This window comes from Cupriavidus sp. GW823-FHT06D04 (genome assembly GCF_058795055.1).
On sequence record NZ_JBXAHL010000022.1, the window covers coordinates 97,728 to 124,125 of the forward strand.

A 26,398-nucleotide genomic window follows, 5' to 3' on the forward strand; every position below is an offset into this window, starting at 1 on the left:
GGAACCGATTCAACGCGCAATGCGGCGCCGTTGCGCGGCCGCATAGCCGGTCCCGCCGCAATCGGAACTGCTTGATTTTTTCCAAGTTTTCGTCACACTTGCTAAATTGCTAGCAGGTAACAATGTCGACAATTACAGATGGGGCAGGGATGGTGGCCAAGTCGGGGGCGAAGGCGGCTGGCGCCTCGCCAGGCTCGGATCTCGATCCGCTGACCGGCGTTGACAATCGCCAGGGATTTCTGAAGCGGCTGGAGGCACGCCTGCAGAGCGAGGCGGTGCCCCGTTGTGCATTGCTGCTGATCGGCATTGACGATTTCCGCGCCTTCAACGACATGCACGGGCATGCCGAAGGCGACCTGATCCTGCAGCGCGTGGCGCGCCGCCTGCGCGACGCCTCGCCGCGCGACGCCGCCATCGGCCGCATTGGCAGCGACGAGTTCGGTGTGCTGCTCCCCTCCATTGCCGATCCCACGCTGGTGCGCCATGTTGGTGCGGCGATCCTCTCGATGCTGTCCTCCCCGCATGAGAGCGCCGGTCGCCGCCACCATGTGCTGGCCAGCATCGGCGCCTGCGTGATCCCCGCCGCCGGCGAACAGGGTTCGGACGTGCTGGCCGCGGCCAGCCTGGCGCTGGCCCGCGCCAAGCACGACGGCGGCCGCACCATCCGCTTCTTCAAGCCGCAGATGCGCTCGGACGTGACCACGCGGCTGTCGCTGGTGCAGGCGCTGCACGAAGCCTATGCCCAGCGCCAGTTCGAGCTGCTGTACCAGCCGCAGGTCGACCTGCGCGACGGCCGCGTGCACGGTGCCGAGGCGCTGATGCGCTGGCGCCATCCGACCCGCGGGCTGCTGCCGCCCGCCGCCTTCATCGACGCGCTGGCCGGCAGCAGCATCGCCAGCGATGTCGGCATGTGGCTGCTGCAGACTGCCTGCGCCCAGGCGCGCGCGTGGTCGCTGGCCTTTCCCCAACCGCCGCGGGTGGCCATCAACCTGTTCGCGGCCCAGCTGTCCGAAAGCCGGCTGCTGACCGAGGTGCGCCACGTGCTGCGCGCGCTGGAACTGGCGCCGGACTGCCTGGAGATCGAGATCACCGAAACCATCGCGCTGCAGCAGGGCGACGAGGTCGCGGACCAGCTGCAGGCGCTGCGCCGCGACGGCGTGACGCTGACCTGCGATGACTTCGGCACCGGCTATGCCTCGCTCAGCTTCCTGAAGTCGTTCCCGGTGGACCGGCTCAAGATCGACCAGTCCTTTATCCGCAACGTGACCGAAGACCCGGTCGATGCCGCAATCGTGCGCTCGGTGATCAGCGTGGGCGCAAGCCTGCACATTGGCGTGGTCGCCGAAGGCGTGGAAACGACCGAGCAGCGCGACTTCCTGCTGGCCAACGGCTGCCATGAGGCGCAGGGCTACCTGTACGGCCGCCCGATGCCGGCCGAGCGCCTGACCGAAATGCTGCGCCAGCAGTCCGGCCGCTGAGCCGCCTCTGCCCCCGTTCCGCCCGTCTCCGCTCCCCGCGCTGCCAGGGAAGTTGTTTCCACCTTTGACGGCGAGCCTGCCCGTCCCGGGCACCCGCTGACCCCCCGCCGGCCCGCAGCCTGCCCGGGACAGCGCTGCGGCCTGCGCTGCATTGCCGCATGGCGAAATACGAACTTACAAAGTCTGCCGCGCCGGGCGTGCCGCGGCATCCGGGGCAATGTATGGTGACATTAGGGTTGCCGCTGACATCGGCCGGCCGCCCCGGTGCGTTATGCGTTTTGTCCCGGCCCTGACTTCCATGTTCGATTCTTCCCAATCTGTCCCCCCTGCTCATGTCCAACGCCGTGGCAGGCTGGCGCTGACGGCCCTGGCCGCTGCCGCCGGCCTGGCGGTGGCGGCTGCTGCACTGGCCCAGGTGCCCGCCGGCCCCCCCGGCGAGGTCTATCTTGATGCGCCGGCGACTGACGGCCAGTACCAGCAAGCCGATCCTTCCTCGCGCATTGCCACGCTGACCGCCGTCGACGGCAACCTCAGCTTTGCGCCGGCAGGCTCGGACGACTGGGCTGCCGCCGGCCTGAACCGGCCCATCACCACCGGCGACCGGCTCTGGCTGGACCACGGCGGCCGTGCCGAGCTGCACGCCGGCACGGTGGCGGTCCGGCTGGGCGGCGCCACCGCGGCCAGCATCCTGAACCTGGACGACAGCGCCACGCAGGTTAAATTGACCCAGGGCACGCTGCAGCTGCGCGTGCGCGCGCTGCCGCCGGGCCAGACAGTCGAGGTCGACACCCCCAACCTGGCCTTCGTGCCGCGCGAGCCGGGCGACTATCGGCTGGACGTGGCGCCGGACGGCAGCACCACTACCGTGACCATGCGCCACGGCAGCGCCGTGGTCTATGGCGACAGCCGCTCGATCGAGCTGCAGCGAGGCGATCGCATGCGCTTTGCCGGCACCGACCTGGCCGACGCCGGTGGCGGCGGCGCGCCGGAAGATGCCTTCGACCGCTGGACCGCGGCACGCGATGCGCGCGAAGACGCCTCGCCGTCCGCCCGCTACGTGCCGCGCGAGATGCCGGGCTACGCCGCGCTGGACGGCTACGGCGACTGGCAGGAAGACCCCGGCTACGGCGCGGTCTGGTTCCCGCGCGTGGTCAGCGCCGGCTGGGCACCGTACAGCGCCGGGCACTGGGCCTGGATCGCCCCGTGGGGCTGGACCTGGATCGACGACGCGCCCTGGGGCTTCGCGCCTTCGCACTACGGCCGCTGGGCCTATGTGGGCTCGCGCTGGGGCTGGGTGCCGGGCCCGCGCGTGCGCCCGTGCTACGCCCCGGCGGTGGTGGCCTTTGTCGGCGCCAGCGGGCCGAACTGGAGCGTGCGCGTTGGCAGCGGGCCGGGCGTGGCCTGGTATCCGCTGGGGCCGCGCGACGCGTACCGGCCGGTCTATCGTGCCAGCCCGACCTATGTCGCCCGCATCAACCGGGTCACCGTTAACAACATCGTGATGGGCGACCGCCGGCCTCCGCCTTACGCCAACCGCAACGTGCCCGGCGCCATCACCGGCATGCCGGCACGCAATTTCGTCGAAGGCCGCCCGGCGCACGGCATGCATCGCGACGAATGGCGCAACCTGCCGGCAGGCGAGGCCAGGGGGGCGCCGCCGGTGGCGCCGGTCAAGAGCAGTCTGGTGGGATCGGCCCCGATGCGGCCGCTGCCGCCGCAGGCCCGCCCTGGCTTCGAGCGCCAGGCCATCGCCGCCCGTCCGCCGGGCCGGCCCGCCACGGACGACCTGGCCCGCCGCTTCGCGCGTGAGGGCGGGGTTGTGCCCGGCGCCGGCCCAGCCTGGCGCGGTGGCAATGAACGGCGGCCCGGGCGCGATGTGCAGCGGGCACCCGATGTGCGCATGAGCCAGGCAGCCATCGCCGCGCGCGACCACACGCCGCCGCAGCCGCGCGCCGGCCGCGGCGATGCCGATGGCCCCGCACGTGGCGATCGCGGCGATCGCAACTATTCGAACGCCCCGGGCGAACCCTGGCGCGGCAACGGCCGCGGCCAGAGCAGCCGGCCCGACGAAGCGCGCGGCTTTGTTGGCCAGCCGGGCCAGCCGGGCGGACCGGCCGACGCGCAACGGCAGGCGCAGGGCATGCAGCGCGAACAGCAGCAGGCTTTGCAGCGCCAGCAGATGGAACAGCAGCGGGAACAGCAGCGCGCGCTGCGCGAGCAGCAGCGGCAGGGGCCTGATCTGCAGCGGCAACAGCACGAGGCCCAGCAACGCGACGCCCAGCAACGCCAGTGGCAGGACCAGGCCCGCGACCAGCAGCGCCAGCAGGATCAGCAGCGCATGCAACAGCGCCAGTGGGCGGATGGGCAGGACCGTCCCGATCCGGCGCGGCAATCGCAGGACATGCAGCGGCAGCGCTTTGAGCAGCAACGGCAGATGCAGGATGCCCAGCAACAGCGCCAGATGCAGGAGCCCCAGCAGCAACGGCAGATGCAGGAATCACGGCAGCGCCAGACGCAAGACGTCCAGCGCCAGCAGATGGAGCAACAGCGCCAGTCCGAAGCCCAGCAGCAACGGCAGATGCAGGAATCGCGGCAGCGCCAGGCGCAAGACACCCAGCGCCAGCAGATGGAACAACAGCGCCAGTCCGAAGCCCAGCAGCAACGGCAGATGCAGGAATCGCGGCAACGCCAGGCGCAGGACATCCAGCGCCAGCAGATGGAGCAACAGCGCCAGTCCGAAGCCCAGCAACGCCAGGCCGCCGACCAGCAGCGCCAGCAGGTGGAGCGCCAGCGCCAGATGGCCGAGCAGCAGCGGCAAATGCAGGAGGCGCAGCAGCGGCAGGCCGAGGCGGCCCAGCGCCAGCAGATGGCACAACAACGGCAGATGCAGGAGCAGCAACGCCAGGCGCAGGAGCAGCAACGGCAGCAGGCCATGCAGCGCCAGCAGGCGGAACAGCAGCAGCGCCACATGCAGGAGCAGCAGCGTGCCGCGCAGGAGCAGCAGCGTGCGACGCAGGAGCAGCAGCGGCACCAGCAGGACCAGCAACGGCAGATGCAGGAGCGCCAGCGGCAGCAGATGGAGCAGCAGCGCCAGCAGCAGCAACAGCAACAGCGCGCCCAGAACTGACGCGGGCGGATGGAGGCGCGCAACGGGCGCGACGGCGATCGCCGGCAGTAGCACGGCCCGCTTGACGGAGCCCGTAAGGCAGAAACCCCCGCAGGCCTCGCGGCCTGCGGGGGTTTGTTCTTGCGCGGCGCCGCGCGGGCGGCGCCCCAGCCTGGCTTACTTCGCCAGCTCCGACAACCGGACCTGCGAAATCTTGCCGTTCTGCACCCAGCCGACGATGGTGTCGGCCATCGACCCGCCCTTGGCGTCGATGCCATCGACTTCGTTGGGGTTGACCTCCTTGGCCAGCCCCTTGACCGCGTCGGGCATCTTCGCCCGGATCGCTGCCGCGTCGCTGGTGGTGCCGGCCAGCTTCATCGCACCGGCCAGCGCGTACACCATGGTGTAGTTCAGCGACATCTCGGTGGTGGCATCGCGCCCGTCATGCAGCTTCTTGTACCTGGCGTTGAAGTTCTGCGCGGCGGGGCGGCTGTCGTTGACCAGCGGCAGCACGCCGATGGAACCTTCCAGCATGCCCAGGCCGTTGGTGACCTTGGCCATTTCATCCATCTTGGCTTGGTCCATCACGATAAAGCCGCCCTTGAAGCCCAGTTCGCGCGCCTGCTTGACCACCAGTGCGGTCGGCTCCGACGGGCCGCCGACGAACATCACGTCCGGCTTCTCGCTCATCGCGCGCGACACGCCGCTGTAGAAGTCGGTGGCCTTGGTGTATGACATCGGATTGTTGGCCACCACCTTGCCGCCGGCCGATTCCCACGCCGGCACGAAGGCCTGCACCCAGGCCTTGGCGTAGTCGTGGTCGGCCGGGGCCAGCGCCACGTTCTTGCCGTAGCGCTTCATCTGCGCCTTGACGAAGGGCTCGATATAGCCGGTGTACGCTGGCGGGATGCGGATGGTCAGCTTGTTGCCGGCGTCGGTGATGCGCGGCACGCTGGAGTAGGCCATCACCAGGAACTTCTCCTGCTCATTGAAGGCCTGCAGCGCGAAGATGCCGCCCGAATGGGGCACGAACACCGCCGGGGTCTTGTGCTGCTGCACCAGGCGGCGCCCGTTGATGGCGGCCTCGGCGGGCGAGTACTTGTCGTCCAGCGCCACCACCTCCAGCTTGACCTTCTTGCCCTTGACTTCCAGGCCGGATGCATTGATCTCGTCCACCGCCATCTGCACGCCCGACAGCACGTTCTTGCCATACAGCGCGGCGCCGCCGGACAGCGGCCCGGTATAGCCGATCTTGACCACTTCCTGCGCCAGTGCGGTGCCAGAGGCCAGCATGGCGGCCACGGCGGTGGCGGCCAGCGGGAAGATACGGCGCATGATCTTGCTTTGCATTGTCTTGTCTCCTGAAAGTACTGCGCTTGCTAGGTCTGGTTGTGTCTTGCTGTCGCGGGCCGGCTCCTCTGAACCTACCCCCCGATATACGCCTTCCGAATCCCCTCATCCTTCAGCAACGTATCCCGATCCCCTTCCATCACGATGCGCCCGCTCTCGATCACATAGGCGCGATGCGCGATCCCCAGCGCCGCGTAGGCGTTCTGCTCGGCCAGCAGCACGGTGGTGCCGGCGCGGTTGATTCGCTGGATGATCTCGAACATCTGCTTGACCACCAGCGGCGCCAGACCCAGCGACGGTTCGTCCAGCAACAGCGCGCGCGGGCGGCTCATCAGGGCGCGGCCCAGTGCCACCATCTGCTGCTGCCCGCCGGACAGCGAGCCGGCCGCATCGTCCTTCTTCTGCCGCAGGATCGGGAACAGTTCATAGACCTCTTCCAGCGTCTTGCGGATGCCCGCGCCATCGCGCCGGTGCACGTAGGCGCCCAGCACCAGGTTCTTCTCCACGCTCATCGCCGGGAACAGCTTGCGGCCCTCCGGGCAGTGCACCAGCCCGGCCTGAACGATCTGCGACGGCTTCATGCCCGACAGCTCGCGCCCGTCAAAGCGCATGCTGCCGCCGCTGATGCGGTGGATCGCGCTCATCGCCAGGAAGATCGAGCTCTTGCCGGCGCCGTTGGCACCCAGCAGCACCACCAGCTCGCCGGCGCGGGCGTGCAGGGTGATGTTGTCGAGGGCACGGAAGCTGCCGTACGACAGCGAGACGCGTTCAAGCTGCAACATGGTCGGCTCCCAGGTAGGCCTCGATGACATGCGGATCCTGCTGGATCTGCGCGGGCGTGCCTTCGGCAATCTTCTCGCCGTAGTTCAGCACCATGATCTTGTCTGCCAGGCGCATGATCATGTCCATCTTGTGTTCGATCAGGCATACGGTCTTGCCATGGCGCACCATCTTGCGGATCAGCTCGGCCAGGCCCACGGTCTCTTCCGGGTTCACGCCGCCGGCTGGTTCGTCCAGTAGCAGCAGTTCCGGGTCGGTCGCCAGCCCCAGCGCAAAGGCCACGCGCTTGCGCGCCTCTTGCGTGATGTCGGCGGCGACCTCATGCGCCAGGTGCGACAGGCCGACGAAGTCCAGCGCGGCTTCGGCCTTGTCGCGGCACAGGCGCTCTTCTTCACGCAGGCGGCGCGTGTTGAACAGCACGTCGCGCAGGCCCGAGTGGGTGCGCAGGCGGTGGCCGACGATCAGGTTGTCGAGCACCGTGGCGCGGTCGAACAGCGCCGTGGCCTGGAAGGTGCGGGCCACGCCCAGGCGCGCGATCTGGTCGGCGCGCAGGCCGGCCACGTCCTGGCCCTTGAACAGGATCTGGCCGGAACTGGGCGCATGCGTGCCTGCCACCAGGTTGAAGAAGGTGGTCTTGCCGGCGCCGTTGGGGCCGATGATGGCGTTGATATGGCCTTGCTCGAAGGTCACCGAGACATCGTGCACCGCGGTCAGGCCGCCGAATTTCTTGGTCAGGTTGCGGATTTCAAGCATGGTCGGCTCCGGCGCGGGTGGTCGATACTGCAGGGGCGCTGGCGTTCTGCGCCGGCTTGCCGCGCCGTGCGGCGGCTGCCTTGCGCGCCTGCTTCTTCAGCCAGGAACCCACGATGCCGTCCGGCACGAAAATGATCAGCAGGATCAGCACCGGGCCGAACACCAGCATGCGGTAGTCCTGCATGAACTGCAGCGACTGCGTGATCCACGGCACCAGCACCGCCCCCAGCAGCGGCCCGAAGATGGTGCCGATGCCGCCCACCAGCATCGACATCACCATGTCGAAGGTCAGGTCGGTGCGGGCGATATCCGGCCCCAGGAAGCGCACCTGCCCGGCGTACAGCGCACCGGCAAAGCCGGCGTAGCCCACCGACAGCACGAACGACAGTACCTTGGTGCGCATCAGGTTGATGCCCAGCGCCTCGGCCAGGGCGTCGCTGTTGCGCACCGCCATGAAGCTGCGGCCCAGCAGCGAGGTGACTATGCGGTGCATCAGGAAGGTGCCGACCGCCAGGAAGAACAGCACCAGGTAGTACTGCGCCTGCACGCTGTCAAAGCTGAGCGGCCCGATCGCGGCCGGCACCGGGATGCCGATCAGGCCCACCGTGCCATGCGTCAGGCTTTCCCACTTCTCGATCAGCAGGTAGATGATGTAGCCCACGCACATGGTGAAGATCGAGAAGTAATGGCCCTTCAGGCGCAGCGACACCACGCCGATCACATAGCCCAGCACCATGCAGATCGCGCCGGCCAGCACGAATGCCAGCCAGAACGGCACCTGGTGGTCCACCGTCAGGATGCCCAGTGTATAGGCGCCGATGGCCATGAAGCCGCCATGGGCCAGGTTCAGCTGCCCGGTGTAGCCGGTGATCAGGTTCAGCCCGAGCGTGGCGATGGCGTAGATGAAGGCCAGCGTCATCACGGTCAGGTAGTAGCTGTTGGGCGTGATCAGCGGGAAGGCGATGGCCAGCGCCAGCAGCAGCGTCCAGCCGGTTTTTCCTTGCAGTGCTTTCATGTCTGGAGTCTCCTCAGGCTGCCTTGCCGGCAAACAGGCCCTGCGGCCGGATAGACAGGATCACCACCAGCAGCACGAAGGCGATGATGTCCTTGTAGTCGGTGGAAACGTAGAAGCCGCCGAAGCTCTCGGCCATGCCGATGATCAGCCCGCCGACGATGGCGCCGGGGATGCTGCCCATGCCGCCCAGGATGATGATGACGAAGGCCTTGGTGATCACCAGGTTGCCCATGCTGGGGTAGACCAGGTTGATCGGGGCGTAGAGCGTGGCGGCGATTGCGGCCAGCGCGCCGGAGATGGCAAACACCAGCAGCGTCACGCGGGTGGCGTCGATGCCGACCAGCGCGGCGCCTTCGCGGTTCTGCGCCATGGCCATGATGGTGGCGCCGGTCATGGTGCGCGTCAGGAACAGGTGCAGCAGCACCATCAGCGCAAAGGCGGCGCCGATGATGAGCAGGCGCTGCAGCGGCGCGGTCAGCCCGAACACGTCGACGATCTGGCCATAGGGCGTGGGCATGCGGTGGAAGTCCGCGCCCCACAGCGCCTGCGCGCCGGCTTCCAGGAACAGCAGGATGCCGATCGCGGCGATCATGTCGTGCAACTCGGGCGAGTTGCGCAGCGGGTGGAACACCAGCCGGTCGGCAGCCATCGACAATACGGCCACCGCCAGCGCCGCGCCCAGCATCGCCAGCCAGTAGTTCACGCCCAGCGATGTCATCAGGAAGTACGACACATAGGCGCCAGCCATGTAGAAGGCGCCGTGCGCGAAGTTGGGCACGTGCAGGATGCCGTAGACCAGCGTCAGGCCAAGCGCCACCAGGCTGTAGACGCCTCCCAGCGTCAGGCCGTTCAGGAACTGTTGAAGGAACAATGCCACAGGGGTACCTCGTGCGGTTCGTGAAACCAGGCACGCAGCGGCAAGGGCCGTGCGTGTTCCATCGCGGCGGCGCCAGGCGCGGCCACGGTCAGGAAGTCGGGGGCGGAACTCAGGCGGGCGGCGGTGCCGGCTCGCGCGCGGCGATGCGCGGGCGGGATGGCCTGGCCCAGGGCGCGCCGTGGCGGTCACGGTGCGGGTGCGCAGATGCGTGTTGCAGGTACTGCATGGTTGTCTCCTGTGCGATGCGGCGCGATGGCCGCCAGGCAAGCCGGGCACTGGCCGCGTCGACGAGGACGGCGGCGTTGCGACCCGGTGACGAGGTGTCGGGAGTGTTCCCGCACGATCGTTCGTTTTCACCGACTGTTGCATAGGCTTCGCGGCACCGTCAAGGAAAGCGGCGGAGTATTCCGCACCGCGAAATAGCAGGGCACTGGCCTGCGGGTAAGTCCTGAGAGGGTCTGCCCGCCGCCATCGACGGGGCATATGACCCCTATGTTTTCCCTGCATGGACTGCTGTACGTGACGGATGTGCCGACCTACGCCGCTTTCGGCGAGCCACCCGGCGCTGTGCGAAGCTTCCGCGGATCCTTCCATGGCTGCGTACCCGCCGTTGTGCGCCATACGGCGACGCGCTATGCTCGTGCGCGCTGTATGCCGGCCGTTGGGACATTGTCTGCTTTCCCGCCTTTTTCGCTCCGTAACCTGCAACCCAGGAGACCCTACCCATGCCTTGCCGCATTTTTTCTCTGCGCGCTGCCGTCCTGTTCATCGCCGGTGCCACGCTTGCCGGCACCGCCGCAGCCACCGCGGTCGAGCCGGTTCATCAGTTCGCACGACAGGAGAAGCCCGCACTCATCGCGACCTTGAAAGACCTTGTGTCGATCGAGTCCGGCAGCAAGGACATCGAAGGGCTGGACCGCATCGCCACGCTGATCCGGGACCGGCTGGCGGCACTGGGAGCCACCGAAGCCAAGCTGGTCGAGCCAGCCGAAATCTACCGGATGGAAGACACGCCCAAGCAAGTGGGCAAGATGGTGATGGCGCAGTTCAAGGGCAGCGGCAAGCGGAACATCATGCTGATCGCCCATATGGACACCGTGTACCTGCGCGGCATGCTGGCCCAGCAGCCCTTCCGCATCGAGGGTGACCGCGCCTACGGGCTGGGCATCGCCGACGACAAGAACGGCGTGGCCGTGATCCTGCACACCATCGCCATCCTGCAGAAGATGAAGTTCAAGGACTACGGCACGCTGACGGTGCTGATCAACGGCGACGAGGAAATCAGCTCGCCCGGTGCGCGGGCCGTGCTGACCCGGCTGGGCGCGCAGCAGGATGCCGTGTTCTCATGCGAGGCCAGCCGCGTCACCGGCGACCGCCTGTCGCTGGCGACCAGTGGCATCGGTTCGATCTATCTCACGGCGCAGGGCAAGGCGTCGCACGCGGGCAGTGCGCCCGAGCAGGGCCGCAATGCGCTCTATGAACTGTCGCACCAGGTCCTGCAGATGCGCGACCTCTCCAATCCCGCCACCGGCCTCAAGGTCAACTGGACAGTCTCCTCGTCCGGCACCAATCGCAACGTGATCCCGGCCACCGCTACCGCGCAGGCAGACGTACGCGTGCTGCGCACCGCTGACTACGATAGCCTCGAGAAAACGCTGCAGGAACGCATCCGCAAGCAGCTCATTCCCGACACCAAGGTTGACGTGAAATTCGAGCGCCGCCGTCCCCCGCTGGAGGTAAGCGACCCAGCACGCAAGCTCGCCGCGCATGCGCAAGGCATCTATGCGGAGATCGGTGAAACGCTCCAGGTCCACGACACCGCGGAAGGCGGAGGCACCGATGCCGCCTTCGCGGCTGCGGACACCAAGGCGCCGGTGATCGAGCGCTTCGGGCTGCGAGGCTTCGGTGCTCACTCCAATGATGCCGAGTATGTCGATCTGAACTCGGTCACGCCGCGGTTGTACCTGCTGACGCGGATGATCATGGACGTCTCGCAGGACAAGGCTGGGCGTTAAGCGAGCGATAGCCCTCAAGGTCATTGAGGGCGATTCGCCGCAGGCACGACTACCGAGTAGGGCGGGCTGTGATGCTCACCAGTGCACCGGCATGCAGCTTCCGCGCATGCCATCTCATTCAGGCAATGCCTGGCACGGCCTTGACGCGCCTCGGTCATTCGGTGGATGCAAGCCGCGTCTTGACCGCCAGTACGGTGAGGTTGGCCATGGTGCGCAACGCGGCCAGTTCGGCGCCAGACCAGACCGACCGATCCGCTAGGTAGTTGAACGTCCCGATCACCCTGCCCGCGTGGCAGAGCGGCACGTTCACAACAGCCCTGCAGCCCAGCGAGCGGATGGTGTCGATATCGTCGAACACCTCGGCGAGCGCCGCGTCACCTTCACCGACGAAGACTTCACCGCGCTCCAGCAGCTGACGCTTCCACGGGCTGTCGCCCTTGGTCTTGCGGCCGCCTACGGGGTAGGCGGTAGTACTCGATGACCAGAGCCGCTCGATCTGCGCGGCATCGGCATACCAGGCATTGATGGTCAGCAACCCCGGGCCAAGCATCTCCATGGTCGCGTGCCCAATGGCGTCGAGCGTTGCAAGCGGACTTGCCGCACGCTGCAAGGCATCACACAGGCGGTTCACCTGCGCGATCAACTGCTGTGGATTGCCGAGAATTGCTTCCACGTCACTCCCCCTGGATGCCAAGTTCGCGGATCAGTTTGCCATAGCGGTCGGCATCGCGGCGCAGGATGGTGCCGAACTGCTGCGGTGTCGATGTGGTCGTTTCGACGCCGATGGCATTCATCTTCGCCTTCACCTCGGGCATCGACATGACGGCATTGATCTCGCGGTTCAGGCGCGCGGTCAGGTCGGCCGGCATCCCCTTCGGGCCGAAGGCGCCGTACCAGACCGCCAGCTCGTAGCCGGGCAGGGTCTCTGCCACCGTAGCCACGTTGGGCAGCAGCGGTGAGCGCCTGGACTCCGTCACGGCGAGCAGGCGCAGCTTGCCAGCCCTCACATGCGGCAGCGTCTGGGTGCCGGCCGAGAAGAGCAGCTGTGTCTGGCCCGCGACCGTGTCGACCACGGCTGGCGCTCCCCCCTTGTACGGGACGTGCAGCAGCTGGACGCCGGCCAGCTTTTCGAACAGCGCGGCGCTCAGGTGGTTGGTGGAACCAGAGCCGGCGCTGGCATAGGCCAGCTTGCCGGGATTGGCCTTTGCGTAGGCGATCAGTTCCTTCACGTTCTGCGCGGGCACCGACGGGTGCACCACCATTGTGTTGGTCACATACGCCAGCAGCCCCAGCGGGGTGAAATCCTCGACGCCCCGAAACGGCATGTTCTGCATCAGCGCAGGGTTCATGGCGTGCGTGCTCATTGAACCGACCAGCAGGGTGTAGCCGTCGGGCTTGGCACGGGCGACCATGGCGGAGCCGATGTTGCCCGAGGCACCCGGCTTGTTGTCGACGATCACCGGCTGGCCGAGCGAGCGGGTCAGGTGCTCGGACAGCACGCGCGCCAGGATATCCGTCGAGCCGCCCGCCGCCCAAGGCACGATCAGCGTAATCGGCTTTTGCGGATAGGCTTCGCTTGCCTGGGCAAGCCCGGCGACGCCAAGCGCCAGCACGACGATGCCGCGCAGCAGGGATTTCACGACGCACTTCATGGGTTTTCTCCTTGATGTCTGGCCTGGCTGTCAGGTACAGCCGGCCTTTAATGGTTGCCGTTCAGCGTCCGACCGCGTAGCCCTGCATGCCGCGCGGGTTCGCCCCGGCACGCAGCACGAGCCGGCCGCGGGGGTCCCGCTCGCGCGAGCAGGCGGACATGCGCCCCTCCGACCAGGGCTCGCCAATACGCACTTCGTGGCCGAGCTCACGCAGTGCAGCCAGGGTCGCCTCGGGAAAGCGCGATTCGACGCTGATGCGGTTGAGCACCGTCTGGCGCGGCCAGAACGATGCCGGGAAATGATCGATGTGCCAGGCCGGCGCGTCGATTGCCTCCTGCAGGTTCATGCCGTGGACGGCATGGCGCAGGAAGAACGCCAGCGACCACTGGTCTTGCTGGTCGCCGCCCGGCGTGCCGAACACCATGTATGGCTCGCCGTCGCGCAGCGCCAGCGATGGCGACAGCGTGGTGCAGGGCCGCTGGCCGGGTGCGAGGGTGTTGGGCAGGCCGGGCTCCAGCCAGGTCATCTGCAGGCGGGTATTGAGGGCAAAGCCCAGCGACGGAATGGTCGGGCTCGACGACAGCCAGCCGCCCGACGGCGTCGCCGCGACCATATTGCCGTGGCGGTCGATCACGTCGATATGGCAGGTATCGCCGACAAAGATTTCTTGCTCGGCCCATTCAGCTACCGGCGGCAGTTCGGCAAAGGTCGGCTCGCCCACGCCGAAGCGCACGTCGGCGCGCTGCAGCGTGCGCTCGGCCGCGGCCAGGTCGGGCAGGCGCGGTGCCATGCCGTTCACCATGCCCGGGTCAAGCGACAACGCCGCACGTGTGCCGATGCGTTGCGCGCGCGCCGCCAGGTAGCCATCGTCGAGCAGCGCCGCCAGCGGGCTCGGCGCAAAATGCGGATCGCCATACCACGCCAGCCGGTCGGCCATGGCCAGCTTGGTGGCCTCGGCAATGCGGTGCACGAATTCCGGCGAGTCTGGCGCGTGCTGCTCCAGAGCGGCGTGGCGCAGCATGCCCAGCTGCTGCAGGAACACCGGCCCCTGGCTCCAGACGCCACACTTGGCCACGGTGTAGCGGCCGAAGTCCAGCGTGACCGGGGCCTCGATCTCCGGCGCCCAGCTGGCCATGTCGTCGTAGCGCAGCAGGCCGGTGTGCTTGTCGCCGGTGGTATCGCGCACCGGCGTATTGCGGCAGTACGCGTCGATCTCCTGCGCGACGAAGCCGCGGTACCAGCAGTCCAGCGCCGCATCGATCTGGCCGGTGCGGGTGTCGCTGTGGCGCTGGGCCTCCTCGATGATGCGGGTGTAGGTGGCGGCCAGCGCCGGCAGCGTATGCAGGCTGCCGGGGCGCGGCACCTTGCCGTCCGGCAGCCACGTCCGTGCCGAGCTTTGCCACTCGTCGCGGAACAGTGCCTGCACCGCCAGGATCGCGCGCGAGATGCGCGGCACCAGCGGGAAGCCGTCGCGGGCATAGCCGATGGCGGGCGCCAGCACGTCGGCCAGCGACCACGTGCCGTGCTCGCGCAGCATCGTCAGCCACGCACCGAAGGCCCCGGGCACGGCGGCAGGTATCAGGCCGATGCCGGGCACCAGGTCCAGGCCCATGGCGCGCAGCGCGCCCGGATCGGCCAGCGCCGGGGCCGGGCCCTGGCCGCAGACAGTGCGCATGGCGCGTTCGCGCTCGTTCCAGTAGACGATCGGCACTTCGCCGCCGGGGCCGTTCAGGTGAGGCTCGACCACCTGCAGCACAAAGCCGGCGGCGACAGCGGCGTCGAAGGCGTTGCCGCCGCGCTCGAGCACGCCCATGGCGGTCTGCGTCGCCAGCCAGTGCGTGGAGGCGGCGACGCCAAAGGTGCCAACGATCTCGGGACGGGTGGTGAACATGGCTTGCAGCTCCTGTGATGCTAGCCAGTATAGGATTGGCGAATAACCAGCAGTGCCTCTTTGGTTATTGTGGTATTACCATCCGGTAATGCGACTTGCTCCTCCATTGCAGGAAGGCCCCGTGTCTATCGCCCCCGACAAGCTGGTCCACAACCTGGTGTCCCGCCTGCGCCTCAGGCACCTGCCGCTGCTGCTGGCGCTGGAGCGCCAGCGCTCGGTGTCGCGGGTGGCTGCCGAGCTCAACCTGTCGCAGCCGGCCGTCACCAAGACCCTGCGCGAGATTGAAGACATCTTCATGGCGCCGCTGTTCACCCGCACCCGGCGCGGACTGGAGCCCACGCCCACCGGCCGTGCGGTGCTGGCGCATGCCAGGCTGACGCTGGCCGATGCCGATGCGCTGGGGCGCGAACTGGCAGCGATCGAGTCCGGGCTGTCGGGCCGGCTGCGCATCGGCGTGATTCCGTACATCAGCCGCAGCGTGCTCGACGCCGCCTGCACCTTCGGCCTGGCCCAGACACCGCGGATCTCGGTGCTGGTACGCGAAGGCACCACCGACGAACTGGTCAGCGCACTGCGCGAGCACGAACTGGACTGCGTGGTGGCGCGCACTTTCTATGCGCCGGGCGCGGACATCGCGCAGCAGCCGCTGTATCGCGAAGAACCGGCGCTGGTTGTGCCCACCGCGGCAGCGGCCCGGCTGGCGCGCGGCCCGCTCGACTGGCGCCAGCTGGCCGAGCGCGACTGGATACTGCCACCGCCCAACACGCCGATCCGGCGCACCATCAACACCATCTTTGCGGTGGCGGGGGTGGCGCAGCCCACGCCGATCGTCGAGACCTATTCGATCAAGACCATGGCTACGCTGATGCGCAAGCATCCGGCGGCAACGACCATCGTGCCGAAGGCGGTGGCCAGCGAACTGGCCGATTCCAAGGGGGCGACTGCGTTGCCGCATGCGCTTAGCTGGGATCTGCCACCGGTGGGGGTGATGTGGCGGCGGCAGGCGGTGGACGATGATGTGGTGACGGCGCTGGTTGCTTGCCTGGGGGCGTTGCGGTGGGAGGAAGAGTGAGCCGGATGGCCCATCCCACGCATCGCACGCCTCCACATCCGCGAGCCGGCTCCGACACATTCAGGCTGTCGCAGGGCCGTCTGGGGTTTCTCCCGAAATCCCTTCCTATCTACTTGTTTTAATTGCGGTTTAGATTCGCGCGAGGGTCTCGTCTTCAACCAGCCAGCTCGCGGTGCAACGCCACGTATTCCTGCGCAAGCTTGTGGCGCGGATCCAGATGGATCATGGGGGTGGCATGCTGATGCGATTCGCGGATCTTCACCGATGCAGACAGCCGCGATTCAAGTACCGGCAGGCCCTCGCTTACCAGTTCGTCGACGAGCTTCTGCGGCAGGCTGGCTCGCGGCTGGAACTGGTTGATCACGATCCCCTCGACCTGCAGCCCGTCGTTGTGGTCCTGTTGGATTTCCTTCACGTTATCGAGCAGCGTGTAGAGGGCACGGCGCGAGAAGTCATCGCAATCGAACGGGATCAGGCAGCGCTCCACGGCGATCAGTGCGGAGCGGGTATAGAAATTCAGGGCCGGTGGCGTGTCGATGTAAATGGCGTCATAGATTGCCTCCAGTTCGAGCAAGGCGTCGCGTAGCTTGTAGATCTTGTAGCGGGACTCGAGCTTGCCGTGGAGGGAATCCAGGTCAGGATGCGCCGGCATCACATCTAGGTTCTCGAACGGCGTCGGGTGGACAAAGGACGTAAATTCCACCGGCCTGAAGTTGTAGGTCAGGGAGGTCTCGAAAAAATTGGCCGCGGTCGGACTTGCCTCCGCGGCCTGCGCGCCAAGCAGGTACTGGGTGGAGTTACCTTGTGCATCGAGGTCAATGACCAGGGTGCGCAAGCCCTCGCTGGCGCTGATCGCCGCGAGATTGCATACAATGGTCGATTTTCCGACCCCACCCTTCTGATTGAAGACGACGCGCCGCATTTGCCCCTCTGGAGAGAATCGATCCGAAAGCGGCAGCATACCTTAGCGTGAGGTTTCCGGCAGCACCCGCCCGGCTATGAAACGATATTCCAGGCCCGGGGCTCGCTGTACCATTGGTGCCTTGAGGTGGTCCCGCGCTTGCCCTCATGGACCAGCCTTGTGCTGCACACTATGCGGCTCACGCCATCGAAAGCATCGACATGGTTGCCGACCTTGCCCGCTCCTGGTTGACCTTCAGTGCGCCTGTGGCCGCTGCACAGGCTGCCGGCCGCCCGCTCGTGGCGCTGGAATCGACCATCATCGCCCACGGCATGCCTTACCCGGAGAACGTTCGCACTGCGCGCGAAGTGGAGGCGCTGATCCGCGACCTGGGAGCCGAGCCTGCGACGATCGCGCTGATTGGCGGACGAATCCGCATCGGGCTTTCGGACGACGAACTGGAACTGCTCGGGCGCTCGGACCGGGTGCACAAGGTGAGCCGCCGCGACCTGCCAGCCGTGCTGGCCGGTGGCGGGCTCGGCGCCACGACAGTGGCCGGCACGATGATATGTGCCGCGCTGGCGGGCATTGAGGTCTTCGTCACCGGCGGGATTGGAGGCGTGCACCGCGGTGCGCAGGAGACCTTTGACATCTCGGCCGACCTGCAGGAACTGGCCAGGACCTCGGTGGTGGTGGTCTGTGCCGGGGCGAAGTCCATCCTGGACATCGGACTCACGCTGGAATACCTGGAAACACACGGCGTGCCGGTGCTCAGCTGTGAGCAAGACAATGTTGCTGCGTTCTACACGCGCGACAGCGGCTTTCGTGCTGACTTCAGGCTGGACAACGCGGCGGAGCAGGCGCGCTTCATCCGCACCAAGTGGGACTTGGGCCTGGCGGGCGGCGTGGTGTTGAGCACACCGGTGCCGCAAGCGGCAGCGATGACGTCCGGGGAGATCGACGCGCTGACTCAGCAGGCGCTCGCCGAGGCCACGGCGCAGGGGATCACCGGCAAGGCCGTGACGCCTTTCCTGCTGGCTCGCATCAAGGCGCTGACGAGCGGACGCAGCCTGGCGACAAACATCGCGCTCGTAAAACACAACGCCGAGGTGGGGGCAAGGCTGGCGCTGGCATTGGCGGCCATCGGGCAGCCGGTCAGGTGAGCAGGTCGGCGTCCGCAGGGTGCGGGCGCGCACCTGGCAAGCTGTGTCTATGCGCCGACGTCGCCTAATCTTGTAATTTAGCGACCGGGGAGTGGAAAACTCGCCTGAAGTCGCAACGCGTACATTTTCGATCCGGGGCTGGCAGAAGGAGTCATCATCATGCGACTCTCACTGATAGTCTGCGGCGCCATGCTGGCGCTTTCGGCATGTACATTGGAGCCGGCCGGAACAGGCGCCTTTACCGTCATGGGGCCGGCCAGCTTCGATCGCACCTTCACCGCAGCCGCCGAGGCAATGCGCGACCAGGGCCTGGCGATCAGCGTCGAGGACCCGGTCAATGGCGTGGTGGTCGGCAGTCTGGATACCAGCACGGTGATGGCCGGAGTTCACCAGCAGGCAGACGGCTTCGTACGGGTGGAATTCGACGGCATGGCTGCACCTGATCCGGCGTTGATGGCGCGCATTTCGCGCAGCTACAACCGCCGCATGGGCCGCTGAAGCGCATCAGAGGTCAGGCGATTGCTTCACTACCTCAGTTCGCTATGCGATCGAGCGCAGGCGTTCGGATCGCCGACGCGCGCTCGCATGCCATACGCCGCCCGCCGGCATTGATCGCAAAAATGACCGCCGCAAAGCCAGGAGCACAGGTAGCGCACGTTGGCCGTACGCAACAAATGTAATCGTTTGTTAATGCCGCCCGCGCAGCCCCGTATTGACAACAGATGCTTCCTTCCGCTTTGGTACGATCCCGCTCTTTCCGCAAAGCGTCCCGCCACCGTGAATCGCCGCTGTCTATTGTTTTGTCGTGAGTACTGCGCACGGTGGCTCATCCGCATCCAATCCATGGCCGCTGCCAGCGTCACGATAGCCAGGCGCGTCTTTCCCGGCGCGCTGCGCCGGCTTCGCCACCCGACGCGACGCGGCATCATGCTGACGCTCGCCGCAGTGCCGGCGCTGTTTCTGCTGTACGTGCTGGCGCTCGTGCCGTTTACGCCGGGCATCGGCGACATCCGCAAAGCCCGCATCGACCGCCCAGCGCTGATCGTATCGGCCGACGGCAGAGTGATCGACGAATTCAAACCGGTCAATCGCGAGTGGGTATCGCTCGGGCAGATCTCGCCGTACATGGTGGCTGCATTGGTCGCCACCGAAGATCGCCGCTTTTATGAGCATTACGGGATCGACTGGCTGCGTACCGCGTCGGCCGCGCTGCATACGTTCTCTGGCGACCGGCAGGGAGGCTCGACGATCACGCAGCAGCTCGCGCGCAACCTGTATCCCGACGAAGTCGGCCGCGCGCCGACCCTCGCGCGCAAGATCAGGGAAGCGATCACGGCGCTCAAGATCGAAGCCGTGTACAGCAAGGACCAGATCCTTGAGACGTACCTGAACAATGTGCCGTTCCTGTATAACGCCTACGGCGTGGAAATGGCCGCACGCACCTACTTCGGCAAATCGGCGCATCAGCTCGACATCCTCGAAAGCGCGACACTCGTCGGCATGCTGAAGGCCAACAGCACCTACAACCCGGTCCTGAATCCCGAGCGCGCACTGGAGCGGCGAAACACGGTGCTCGGGCAGATGAACAAGTACGGCAAGCTCAAGCCCGATGCTTACTCCTGGTTGAGCCGGCAACCGCTTAACGTCAATTTCGAACTGCAGACCGCGCCACGAAGCGCGGCGCCGCATTTTTCCGCGCTGCTGCGCAAATGGCTGATCGCATGGGCCAGCCGCAATGGCTACAACATATACGCCGACGGGCTGGTCGTGCGCACGACCATGGATTACCGTCTGCAGGCGATGGCGGTGCAGGCGATGGACTGGCAGGCGAGCCAGCTGCAATGGATCGCGAACGGGGCGTGGAACGAACGCACGGGCTGTTGGCCTGGCAACGACCTGTTCCGGACGTTCATCCGGCAAACGCCCGACTATCGCGCCGCACGCGATGCTGGTCAATCGGATCAGGCGGCGCTCAGGAAGCTCGGCACCAACCCGACGTTCGTCCGCGCACTCTGCCGGAGCAAGACTCAGGTCCAGGCGGGTTTTGTCGCGATCGATCCGCGCAACGGCGATATCAAGGCATGGGTCGGTAGTCGCGACTTCAGTGACGCACCGTTCGATCACGTTCAGCAGGCCCGGCGCCAGCCGGGTTCGACTTTCAAGCCGTTCGTCTACGGGGCGGCGTTCGCGGACGGCGCGCGGCCAAGCGATACGATCGTAGACCGGAACGTCGCCATTCCACTGGCCGGCCAGGCGACCTGGCGGCCTACCGACGCGGCGCCGCCCACCGACCGGCCGATGACGCTGCGCGACGCGCTAGTGTATTCGCGCAACCGCGTCACCGCTCAGCTCATGCAAAAGGAACGCCCCGAGAAGGTCGCACGGCTTGCGCGCGCGATGGGCGTGCGCGACAGTCCGCTCGAAGCGGTGCCGTCGCTCGCGCTCGGCACGAGCCCGGTCACGCTCAAGGAAATGGTATCGGCGTACAGCACGATCGCGAACCGTGGCGCCTATGTCGAGCCGCGCATGGTTACCCGCATCGAGGATCACGACGGCAAGGTGCTCGCCGAATTTGCGAGCGCAGCGCCGGAGCAGGCACTGCCCGCCGCCGCCGCGCAAACGCTCGTCGATGTGATGCGCGACGTCGTTATCCGGGGCACCGGCGCAGGTATCCGGACGCGCTTCGGGATTCGCGCCGACGTGGCCGGCAAGACGGGCACCACGCAGGACAACGCGGATGGCTGGTTCATCCTGATGCATCCGCAACTGGTCGCGGGCGCGTGGGTGGGTTTTGACGATGGACGTGTGACGCTCGGCAACGACTGGGGCCAGGGCGCGCATAGCGCCCTGCCGATGGTGGGCGCGTTCTACGATATGGCGCTGCGTGCGCGGGTGATCGATCCGGACGCGCGGCTCACCCCTGAGACCAGGGCTCCTCGCAAGGTCCAGGCGCAACAGCATCGGCACTTCCTGTTCTGGAGGTTTTGACGCCGACGCTGGCGGACGCGAAATTCGCCTTCACAGCTTCCGCCGACGCAGCGCGACCCGAGCCGGTCGACCGCAGCGGCGGCCGTCCGGAACCCGGCGCGCGACGCGGTCAAGCGCGCGATGGGACAGATGCCCCAATGACGGGCGCCATCGCGCGTCGCCTCGCTCAGTCGTCGTGACGATGCTTCTTTTGGCCCTTGTGCTTGCCCCGATTGCCGTTCTTGTCGTCGCCATAGCTGTTGCGCGACACATTGCCGTTCCTGTGGTCATCGGCATAGTTGTTGCGCGACACATTGCCGCCCAGCGCCGAACCCGCTGCACCACCGGCCGCGGCACCGACGATGCCGCCGGTCCGGCCGCCCAGGGCATTGCCGGCCGCCGCGCCGGCGCCACCGCCCAGCGCGCCACCCACGACGGCGCCAGTCCGTTCCTTCTTGTTGGTAGTCACCGCGCCGCCCGCACCGCCGCCCACCGCGCCGCCGATCACGGCACCCGTGCTGCCGCCCAGTGCGCCACCGACGGCCGCGCCCGCGGCACCGCCCAGACCGCCTCCCACGGCGTTCTTCAGGTCATCGGCCAGCGCCGGTGTGGTGGCAGCGGCTAGCAGCAGGGTCAGGCACAGCGTACGAAGTGATTGTCGAGTCATGTTCTTCCTCAATAGGGGATGGTTGGCGATCCGCCGATGCAGGAGTTTACACGGGGCGGCAAGCGGCTCCGTTTGAAACTCGCAACGGTGGTCGACTACCTCCGTCGCCATGAGCCCGAGACCTGTCGCGCTGAGCCCGGAATGCTGTTGTCAGTCGATATTGGCGCAGGAAATAGCGATCCCCAGGATGGGGTCGCCACGAGCCGGAAAGCAGAAAAGCCCTTCGCAATTCGTGGAGGGCTTTGTCAATTCAGGCCGTCAGGCGGCGCAGGGCGACTATAGCGGGCGAATCTGTGACGCTTGTGGGCCTTTCTGACCTTGCGTGACTTCAAATTCCACCCTCGCGCCTTCCTCCAGCGATTTGAACCCGGTGCCCTGGATTTCGCTGTGGTGGGCAAACAAGTCCTTGCCGCCATCATCCGGCGTGATGAACCCATAGCCCTTTTCACTGTTAAACCACTTCACGATGCCAGTCGCCATCTCGTCCTCGACATTTAGTGCACACAGGTTGCGTGCTGAGAAGTCCCGCCCCAGAATCGCCCCGTCGCCAGAATATGGTTGAACGCGATACGGCGCGCCGAACCCCTAGCATACCGAAGAGGAGGGCGGGCAGTATCTGCGGGTTAACCTCTGGGTGAGAGCGCTGAAGATGAGGCGGGCGAGTCGCGATACGGGCGGGGTGCGCAAATTTCCGAGCGCCGAATCCGAGGAAATCCCCCCGATCCAGGCTTACTCAGTCCAGACGGCATCGACGTCCCGCAACAGGTGTCCGGCCAGGATGTAGTCGCCAGCCTTCATGGCCTTTGTCTCCAGGGCCACCAACTCGTTGGCTGCCAGCTGGTCCAATGCAAACTGGCAGTAAAGGTTCCGTTGCCGGAAGGACACCTTCGGCCGGCTGAGGCCGGCAATGAGCGCCGCGAGGGACTTCACGGCGATGCTTTCGTGTCCGCGATACTCCACCCGTATCCCTACCTTATTACCCAGGCGCCCGAGCTCAATGGCATCCTGCCAGCCTGACTCATAGTCGAGCTCGACCAGCGCGACCCCCTCTGCCTCCAGGAGCCTGATAGCTTCCCCTTTGGTTCCAGCCCGAGCCGTTGTCATTTCTGCCTCCACTCACACCTTCCCGCGCGGGGGTCGCCGGCCTGCTTCAACGTGCTACTGAACTCAACGCCACGTCGCCCCGCTCATGACTCTTGGCTTCAGATTTGGAGTCAAGATCCTGCTTAATTCTGACGTAAGAAAAATCTAAGTCAATATAGAATCGCCCTGTAGTCCTGCTACCACCACCCGCGCAACCGCTCCGGCGACGCGGGTTTTTTTTTGACACAGAGTGGTCCTCATTCGGCCTGAAGCTCAATGCCTTTCCCCAGCAGCGGCATATTGGTAGCGGACCTCGCCGAGTGGTGCTAATGCAAGCCGTCCGGCCGGTCGGCGAATGAATGCTCCTGAACCTGGATGCATATCACGTTGCGATATTCGTCGAGCTTCCCCTGCGCACGTTTTGGCAATGGAGAAAATACTGGGGATTACGTCAGACATGCTTCCAATCATATTGAACACAAGGTGGCGAGCAACTAAGATGAACGTTCCGGGTGCGAGAACAAGCACCCGCCAGCCAGAACCTCGCGTCCGAGGCGAAACAAGCGGCCTGTGCAAACCAGGCCGGCTGTCACGGACGGTAGTGAAGTCCCGTAGCAAAAGTAAACCTACAGCTTGGGAGACGACTGTGCTGAGTCATCATGAATTCGCCACGCTTGTGCTGGTAAGCGGCAGCTCCGACCCAACGGAGCTGGACCGCGCGGATATGGATACGCTGCTCGCGTATCAACTGGTTACGCTTGAGCGCCTTGGGCCAAACCAAAGCCGCCCTCAGGTGACAATCCAGGGCTACGCTTTTCTGAAATCCCTCGGCCGAGTTCGCGCAAGGGAAGGTCAGGCTCGCCAGGCCTGCTTATGAGCGTATTGCTTTAGCTGGTAGTGACTGCGGACGTTGGCGCGCTTTTGGCTGATCGGCGTGGCCTGCCAGGGTCACAATGCAGCCATCGTTTTCCAATCGATTCACGTCCCGTCGGAGCTCTCATCGGATGGCTCAGGTGGCGGGTCGTACTTAGGAGACGCAAGATGACTCAGTGGTCCCCCGAGCAATTCATGAAGGTCCAGATGGCAGGCATTGAAGCCCTGACCGGGCTGACCGGCAAGGCCTTTGAGGGCTTCGAAAAACTGCTGGAGCTGAATCTGCAAACGATGAAGACGGCGCTGGCTGATTCACGAGAAGGCGCCAGGAAAGCGCTCTCAGCCAAGGACCCGCAAGAACTGGTCGAATTGCAAATCGAGCTATTTCAACCCGCAGCCGACAATGTCTTGGCGTATCGCCGTCAACTGTACGACATCCTCGCCGCCACCCGGGCGGAGTTCGAGAAGGTCGCCGAGGTCCAATACACGGCAGGCAAGCAGGATCTGCAAGACTTCCTTGGAAGCGTGGTGAGCCAAACGCCAGCCGGCACGGCGGCGGCGCCATTGGCTGCCTGGCAGGAGGCAGTCAACGCGACCACTACGCTCTATGAGTCGATGCAAACGACGGCAAAGCAGGCCGTGCAAGTGGCCGAGAGCAGCTTCAATACTGCTGCGCAGGTGGCCTCGAAAGGCATGCAACGTCGTGCGGCACAGGCCTCAAAGGCGGCTGCAAATTAAGTCGGCTTTGGCTCCTGGAAAGCCAGAAGAGGTGGAGCGCTGGAGGCGGCCATGTGCTTTGCACCGCCGCCGATCTCTCGCCTCCTCTGTGCCGCAGTGGGGCCGCGAAGCGCCGGCCTAAACTTCCTTCGTGTCGAATATCAGCATGTCAACGCCGGCCTGGGCAAAATTGGCCAGGTCAGCTGCTGCGGCGGCGCCCTCAGGCGAAGCCATTGCCTGCCGGAGCGCCGCCAGCGAATCGAAGCTCAGCACCGCAACCAGGTGAATCGGCGAATCGCCGGCTGGGCTTGCAACCGGGCCGCTGCTGACCTCGTAGCTTCGCAGGCCGGCGATCTTCTTGGCGATCGGAACATGGGTCGAGAAGTAATAGGAATCAAACGCCGCCGTGTCCGCAGGCTTCTTGTATAGCACCATCAGCTTTGCCATCGTGGTTCCTCCAAGCGTGAGTTAGATAGAGCCCGAGCTTGCCAGTGTAGCTTCCCTGCAGCGTGTGAACCCCATTTCCGTCAGGACACGTATCGTCCGGCGCGCTTGATGCACAGCGCGCACTGCGGGTTGACCGGTGTCTTCATGCTACGATTTTCCTATCTGAATCGGAGGTCGTCATGACAATCGAAAGCTACCAGGGCTACATCGTCCGCGGCTTTGCCAAGCAGCTTGGCGACGGATCCTTCGAGGCATCCGGTGCAGTTGAGAAGGACGGCCGCATCGAGGAAGGATCGGATCCCTTGGGGTACTACCCCTCGTTCGAGCGTGCTGCGGCAGCCGGCATTGCCTGGGCGAAAGCGTGGGTAGATGATCACGGCTGAACCCCTCTGAAATCGACCCCCAGACCTACGGATTGGCAGCCTATGCGCCGCCGCAGTTGATGCCGGATGAGGCGTCTTTTGTCATGCTAGGATTCCTCGAAACGATGGGAGGTCGCCATGTCGAGCCATGCCTGGGTCGAAGAAGGGGAGTACTACTGCCACTGCACGGTCTGGAAGTCCAAATCCGGGACCTGGGATGCATCGGTATTGTTCGAGCGAAGAATCGATCACGCGAACGAGTTTGTCCCAGGCTTGCGGCACAAGATCAAAGCCTCGTTCAATAGCGAGGACGAGGCAATGACCGAAGCAATCGCTTACGCAAAGGCTTGCGTCGAGAACACCAAGACCGGCTTGTAGCCCCATGCGGCTACCCCAAATCGCTTCGATTCCTTCGCCGACTGGCTCGCCATCTCAGGCACGCTGGCGACCGGTGCTGCCGTCATCGGCGCGGGTTGACGACTACAGCTAGCTCCGCCCCCGCGCTGTGGGACACCATTTCTTACAACCGGGGGAGGTGCCCGTCGGTATCCTTGCGGCAAATTCGCCAACTGCAAGCGCAGGTCACCATGAAATCCCTATTTGTGCTCACCGTAGCCACGGCAGCACTTCTCACCGGCTGCGCCATCGCTCCCTATGATGACGGCTACTACCACGGCGGCTACTCGCGTCCCATTTACGGCGGCGGTTACTTCGATTGGGACGGCGCGAGGTACTACGGCGGCAACCGAAAGTGGGGCGGTGACTGGGATCGGGGCTGGGACCGGGACGAGAAGCGAAACAGGGGCCGTGATTGGAGCGATCGTGATAACCGCGGCTGGAACCGTGGCGGAGATCAAGGTGAAAACCGCGGCGAGAAGCGTGGATGGAATCGCGGCGATGTGCGCGCGGAGAATCGCGGCCGGGACCGGCGAGGCGAGCGTGGCGAGGACCGGGGCAATGACCGTGGCGGTAACCGCGGTGATGACCGTGGGCGGAATCGTGATGCCGACGGTGGCAACGGTCGCGGCAGAGACCGTAACAAGGATTGATGCGCCAGTCCCTGACTTCTGCCCGCATCGCAGGGCAGGCCTGCGAGCGCAGCTGCGACGCGCTGACCGATAGCACTACCCGTTGACGGAAGGAGCTCCGCCGCTTGACCAGGTGCGCGGCAAGCCTCGGCCTTTAGGCCGGAGAAGGATAGCGCGGACGCCGTCGGCGTCCTTTCGGCG

General features: G+C 65.8%; 24 protein-coding genes. 11 read left to right on the forward strand and 13 right to left on the reverse strand.

The features are described from left to right. The first annotated feature begins 149 nt into the window (after nucleotides 1-149). Together AC1Q7H_RS24500 and AC1Q7H_RS24505 are read left to right on the forward strand one after the other, a co-directional pair. Nucleotides 150-1,478, forward strand: a complete 1,329-nt coding sequence (locus AC1Q7H_RS24500) for a putative bifunctional diguanylate cyclase/phosphodiesterase (RefSeq protein WP_013953627.1) — start codon at nucleotides 150-152, stop codon at nucleotides 1,476-1,478. Nucleotides 1,479-1,776: 298 nt separating this feature from the next. Continuing rightward, entirely contained in the window at nucleotides 1,777-4,605 is a 2,829-nt protein-coding gene (locus AC1Q7H_RS24505) for a DUF6600 domain-containing protein (protein WP_211982010.1), read from the forward strand. 156 nt (nucleotides 4,606-4,761) lie between these two features. On the opposite strand, the gene AC1Q7H_RS24510 is transcribed toward AC1Q7H_RS24505, so the two are convergent. The 5 genes from AC1Q7H_RS24510 to AC1Q7H_RS24530 all read right to left on the reverse strand — a co-directional run bounded on the left by AC1Q7H_RS24510 (nucleotide 4,762) and on the right by AC1Q7H_RS24530 (nucleotide 9,359). After that, nucleotides 4,762-5,934, reverse strand: coding sequence for an ABC transporter substrate-binding protein (locus tag AC1Q7H_RS24510; RefSeq protein WP_013953625.1), 1,173 nt, complete (start codon nucleotides 5,932-5,934; stop codon nucleotides 4,762-4,764). A gap of 74 nt (nucleotides 5,935-6,008) precedes the next feature. After that, on the reverse strand, nucleotides 6,009-6,716 hold the full coding sequence (locus tag AC1Q7H_RS24515; RefSeq protein ID WP_013953624.1) for an ABC transporter ATP-binding protein: 708 nt from the start codon (nucleotides 6,714-6,716) through the stop codon (nucleotides 6,009-6,011). Then, complete coding sequence (locus AC1Q7H_RS24520) at nucleotides 6,703-7,467, reverse strand: ABC transporter ATP-binding protein (protein ID WP_013953623.1); 765 nt, start codon at nucleotides 7,465-7,467, stop codon at nucleotides 6,703-6,705. The genes AC1Q7H_RS24515 and AC1Q7H_RS24520 overlap by 14 nt, the downstream gene beginning before the upstream one ends. After that, the gene (locus AC1Q7H_RS24525; RefSeq protein ID WP_013953622.1) at nucleotides 7,460-8,482 is read right to left on the reverse strand and encodes a branched-chain amino acid ABC transporter permease; all 1,023 of its coding nucleotides are present in this window, start codon (nucleotides 8,480-8,482) and stop codon (nucleotides 7,460-7,462) included. The genes AC1Q7H_RS24520 and AC1Q7H_RS24525 overlap by 8 nt, the downstream gene beginning before the upstream one ends. A 13-nt stretch (nucleotides 8,483-8,495) precedes the next feature. Then, nucleotides 8,496-9,359, reverse strand: coding sequence for a branched-chain amino acid ABC transporter permease (locus AC1Q7H_RS24530; protein WP_114134973.1), 864 nt, complete (start codon nucleotides 9,357-9,359; stop codon nucleotides 8,496-8,498). Nucleotides 9,360-10,084: 725 nt separating this feature from the next. Between AC1Q7H_RS24530 and AC1Q7H_RS24535 the strand changes: the two genes are divergently transcribed. Beyond that, nucleotides 10,085-11,374: a M20/M25/M40 family metallo-hydrolase gene (locus AC1Q7H_RS24535; RefSeq protein WP_013953620.1), complete on the forward strand. Its 1,290-nt coding sequence runs from the start codon at nucleotides 10,085-10,087 to the stop codon at nucleotides 11,372-11,374. A gap of 154 nt (nucleotides 11,375-11,528) precedes the next feature. On the opposite strand, the gene AC1Q7H_RS24540 is transcribed toward AC1Q7H_RS24535, so the two are convergent. From AC1Q7H_RS24540 to AC1Q7H_RS24550, 3 genes are all read right to left on the reverse strand, one after another. Further along, nucleotides 11,529-12,047, reverse strand: a complete 519-nt coding sequence (locus AC1Q7H_RS24540; protein ID WP_013953619.1) for a GAF domain-containing protein — start codon at nucleotides 12,045-12,047, stop codon at nucleotides 11,529-11,531. Nucleotide 12,048: 1 nt separating this feature from the next. Beyond that, nucleotides 12,049-13,026 (reverse strand): Bug family tripartite tricarboxylate transporter substrate binding protein, encoded by a 978-nt coding sequence (locus tag AC1Q7H_RS24545; protein WP_013953618.1) that lies wholly within the window; start codon nucleotides 13,024-13,026, stop codon nucleotides 12,049-12,051. 61 nt (nucleotides 13,027-13,087) lie between these two features. Then, nucleotides 13,088-14,917, reverse strand: coding sequence for a gamma-glutamyltransferase family protein (locus tag AC1Q7H_RS24550; protein ID WP_013953617.1), 1,830 nt, complete (start codon nucleotides 14,915-14,917; stop codon nucleotides 13,088-13,090). Nucleotides 14,918-15,038: 121 nt separating this feature from the next. Here AC1Q7H_RS24550 and AC1Q7H_RS24555 point away from each other — a divergent pair, with 121 nt between their 5' ends. After that, nucleotides 15,039-15,989: a LysR family transcriptional regulator gene (locus AC1Q7H_RS24555; protein WP_492381830.1), complete on the forward strand. Its 951-nt coding sequence runs from the start codon at nucleotides 15,039-15,041 to the stop codon at nucleotides 15,987-15,989. A 154-nt stretch (nucleotides 15,990-16,143) separates the two neighbouring features. Here AC1Q7H_RS24555 and AC1Q7H_RS24560 read toward each other — a convergent pair whose 3' ends face one another. Continuing rightward, nucleotides 16,144-16,911, reverse strand: a complete 768-nt coding sequence (locus AC1Q7H_RS24560; RefSeq protein ID WP_492381835.1) for a ParA family protein — start codon at nucleotides 16,909-16,911, stop codon at nucleotides 16,144-16,146. A 200-nt stretch (nucleotides 16,912-17,111) separates the two neighbouring features. Between AC1Q7H_RS24560 and AC1Q7H_RS24565 the strand changes: the two genes are divergently transcribed. The 3 genes from AC1Q7H_RS24565 (at nucleotide 17,112) to AC1Q7H_RS24575 (ending at nucleotide 21,041) form a co-directional block, all read left to right on the forward strand. After that, nucleotides 17,112-18,053, forward strand: a complete 942-nt coding sequence (locus AC1Q7H_RS24565; RefSeq protein WP_211982007.1) for a pseudouridine-5'-phosphate glycosidase — start codon at nucleotides 17,112-17,114, stop codon at nucleotides 18,051-18,053. A gap of 159 nt (nucleotides 18,054-18,212) precedes the next feature. Further along, a complete protein-coding gene (locus AC1Q7H_RS24570; protein ID WP_013953613.1) occupies nucleotides 18,213-18,551 on the forward strand; it encodes a hypothetical protein in 339 nt (112 codons plus the stop codon). Nucleotides 18,552-18,896: 345 nt separating this feature from the next. After that, nucleotides 18,897-21,041 carry a penicillin-binding protein 1A gene (locus AC1Q7H_RS24575; protein ID WP_492381831.1) on the forward strand — a complete coding sequence of 715 codons (2,145 nt, stop codon included), beginning with the start codon at nucleotides 18,897-18,899 and terminating at the stop codon, nucleotides 21,039-21,041. A 166-nt stretch (nucleotides 21,042-21,207) separates the two neighbouring features. On the opposite strand, the gene AC1Q7H_RS24580 is transcribed toward AC1Q7H_RS24575, so the two are convergent. From AC1Q7H_RS24580 to AC1Q7H_RS24590, 3 genes are all read right to left on the reverse strand, one after another. Continuing rightward, on the reverse strand, nucleotides 21,208-21,687 hold the full coding sequence (locus AC1Q7H_RS24580; protein WP_492381832.1) for a YMGG-like glycine zipper-containing protein: 480 nt from the start codon (nucleotides 21,685-21,687) through the stop codon (nucleotides 21,208-21,210). Nucleotides 21,688-21,963: 276 nt separating this feature from the next. Continuing rightward, the gene (locus AC1Q7H_RS24585; protein WP_013953610.1) at nucleotides 21,964-22,167 is read right to left on the reverse strand and encodes a cold-shock protein; all 204 of its coding nucleotides are present in this window, start codon (nucleotides 22,165-22,167) and stop codon (nucleotides 21,964-21,966) included. A gap of 249 nt (nucleotides 22,168-22,416) precedes the next feature. Then, a complete protein-coding gene (locus tag AC1Q7H_RS24590) occupies nucleotides 22,417-22,791 on the reverse strand; it encodes a hypothetical protein (protein WP_010812735.1) in 375 nt (124 codons plus the stop codon). A gap of 1,020 nt (nucleotides 22,792-23,811) precedes the next feature. Between AC1Q7H_RS24590 and phaP4 the strand changes: the two genes are divergently transcribed. Next, complete coding sequence (gene phaP4 / locus AC1Q7H_RS24595; RefSeq protein WP_492381833.1) at nucleotides 23,812-24,381, forward strand: TIGR01841 family phasin PhaP4; 570 nt, start codon at nucleotides 23,812-23,814, stop codon at nucleotides 24,379-24,381. A 117-nt stretch (nucleotides 24,382-24,498) separates the two neighbouring features. On the opposite strand, the gene AC1Q7H_RS24600 is transcribed toward phaP4, so the two are convergent. Then, a complete protein-coding gene (locus AC1Q7H_RS24600; RefSeq protein ID WP_013953608.1) occupies nucleotides 24,499-24,807 on the reverse strand; it encodes an EthD family reductase in 309 nt (102 codons plus the stop codon). A 179-nt stretch (nucleotides 24,808-24,986) separates the two neighbouring features. Between AC1Q7H_RS24600 and AC1Q7H_RS24605 the strand changes: the two genes are divergently transcribed. From AC1Q7H_RS24605 to AC1Q7H_RS24615, 3 genes are all read left to right on the forward strand, one after another. Beyond that, entirely contained in the window at nucleotides 24,987-25,190 is a 204-nt protein-coding gene (locus AC1Q7H_RS24605) for a hypothetical protein (protein WP_010812739.1), read from the forward strand. A gap of 117 nt (nucleotides 25,191-25,307) precedes the next feature. Beyond that, entirely contained in the window at nucleotides 25,308-25,547 is a 240-nt protein-coding gene (locus AC1Q7H_RS24610) for a hypothetical protein (protein ID WP_013953606.1), read from the forward strand. 209 nt (nucleotides 25,548-25,756) lie between these two features. Then, nucleotides 25,757-26,218 (forward strand): hypothetical protein, encoded by a 462-nt coding sequence (locus tag AC1Q7H_RS24615; protein ID WP_492381834.1) that lies wholly within the window; start codon nucleotides 25,757-25,759, stop codon nucleotides 26,216-26,218. Nucleotides 26,219-26,398: the final 180 nt, after the last annotated feature.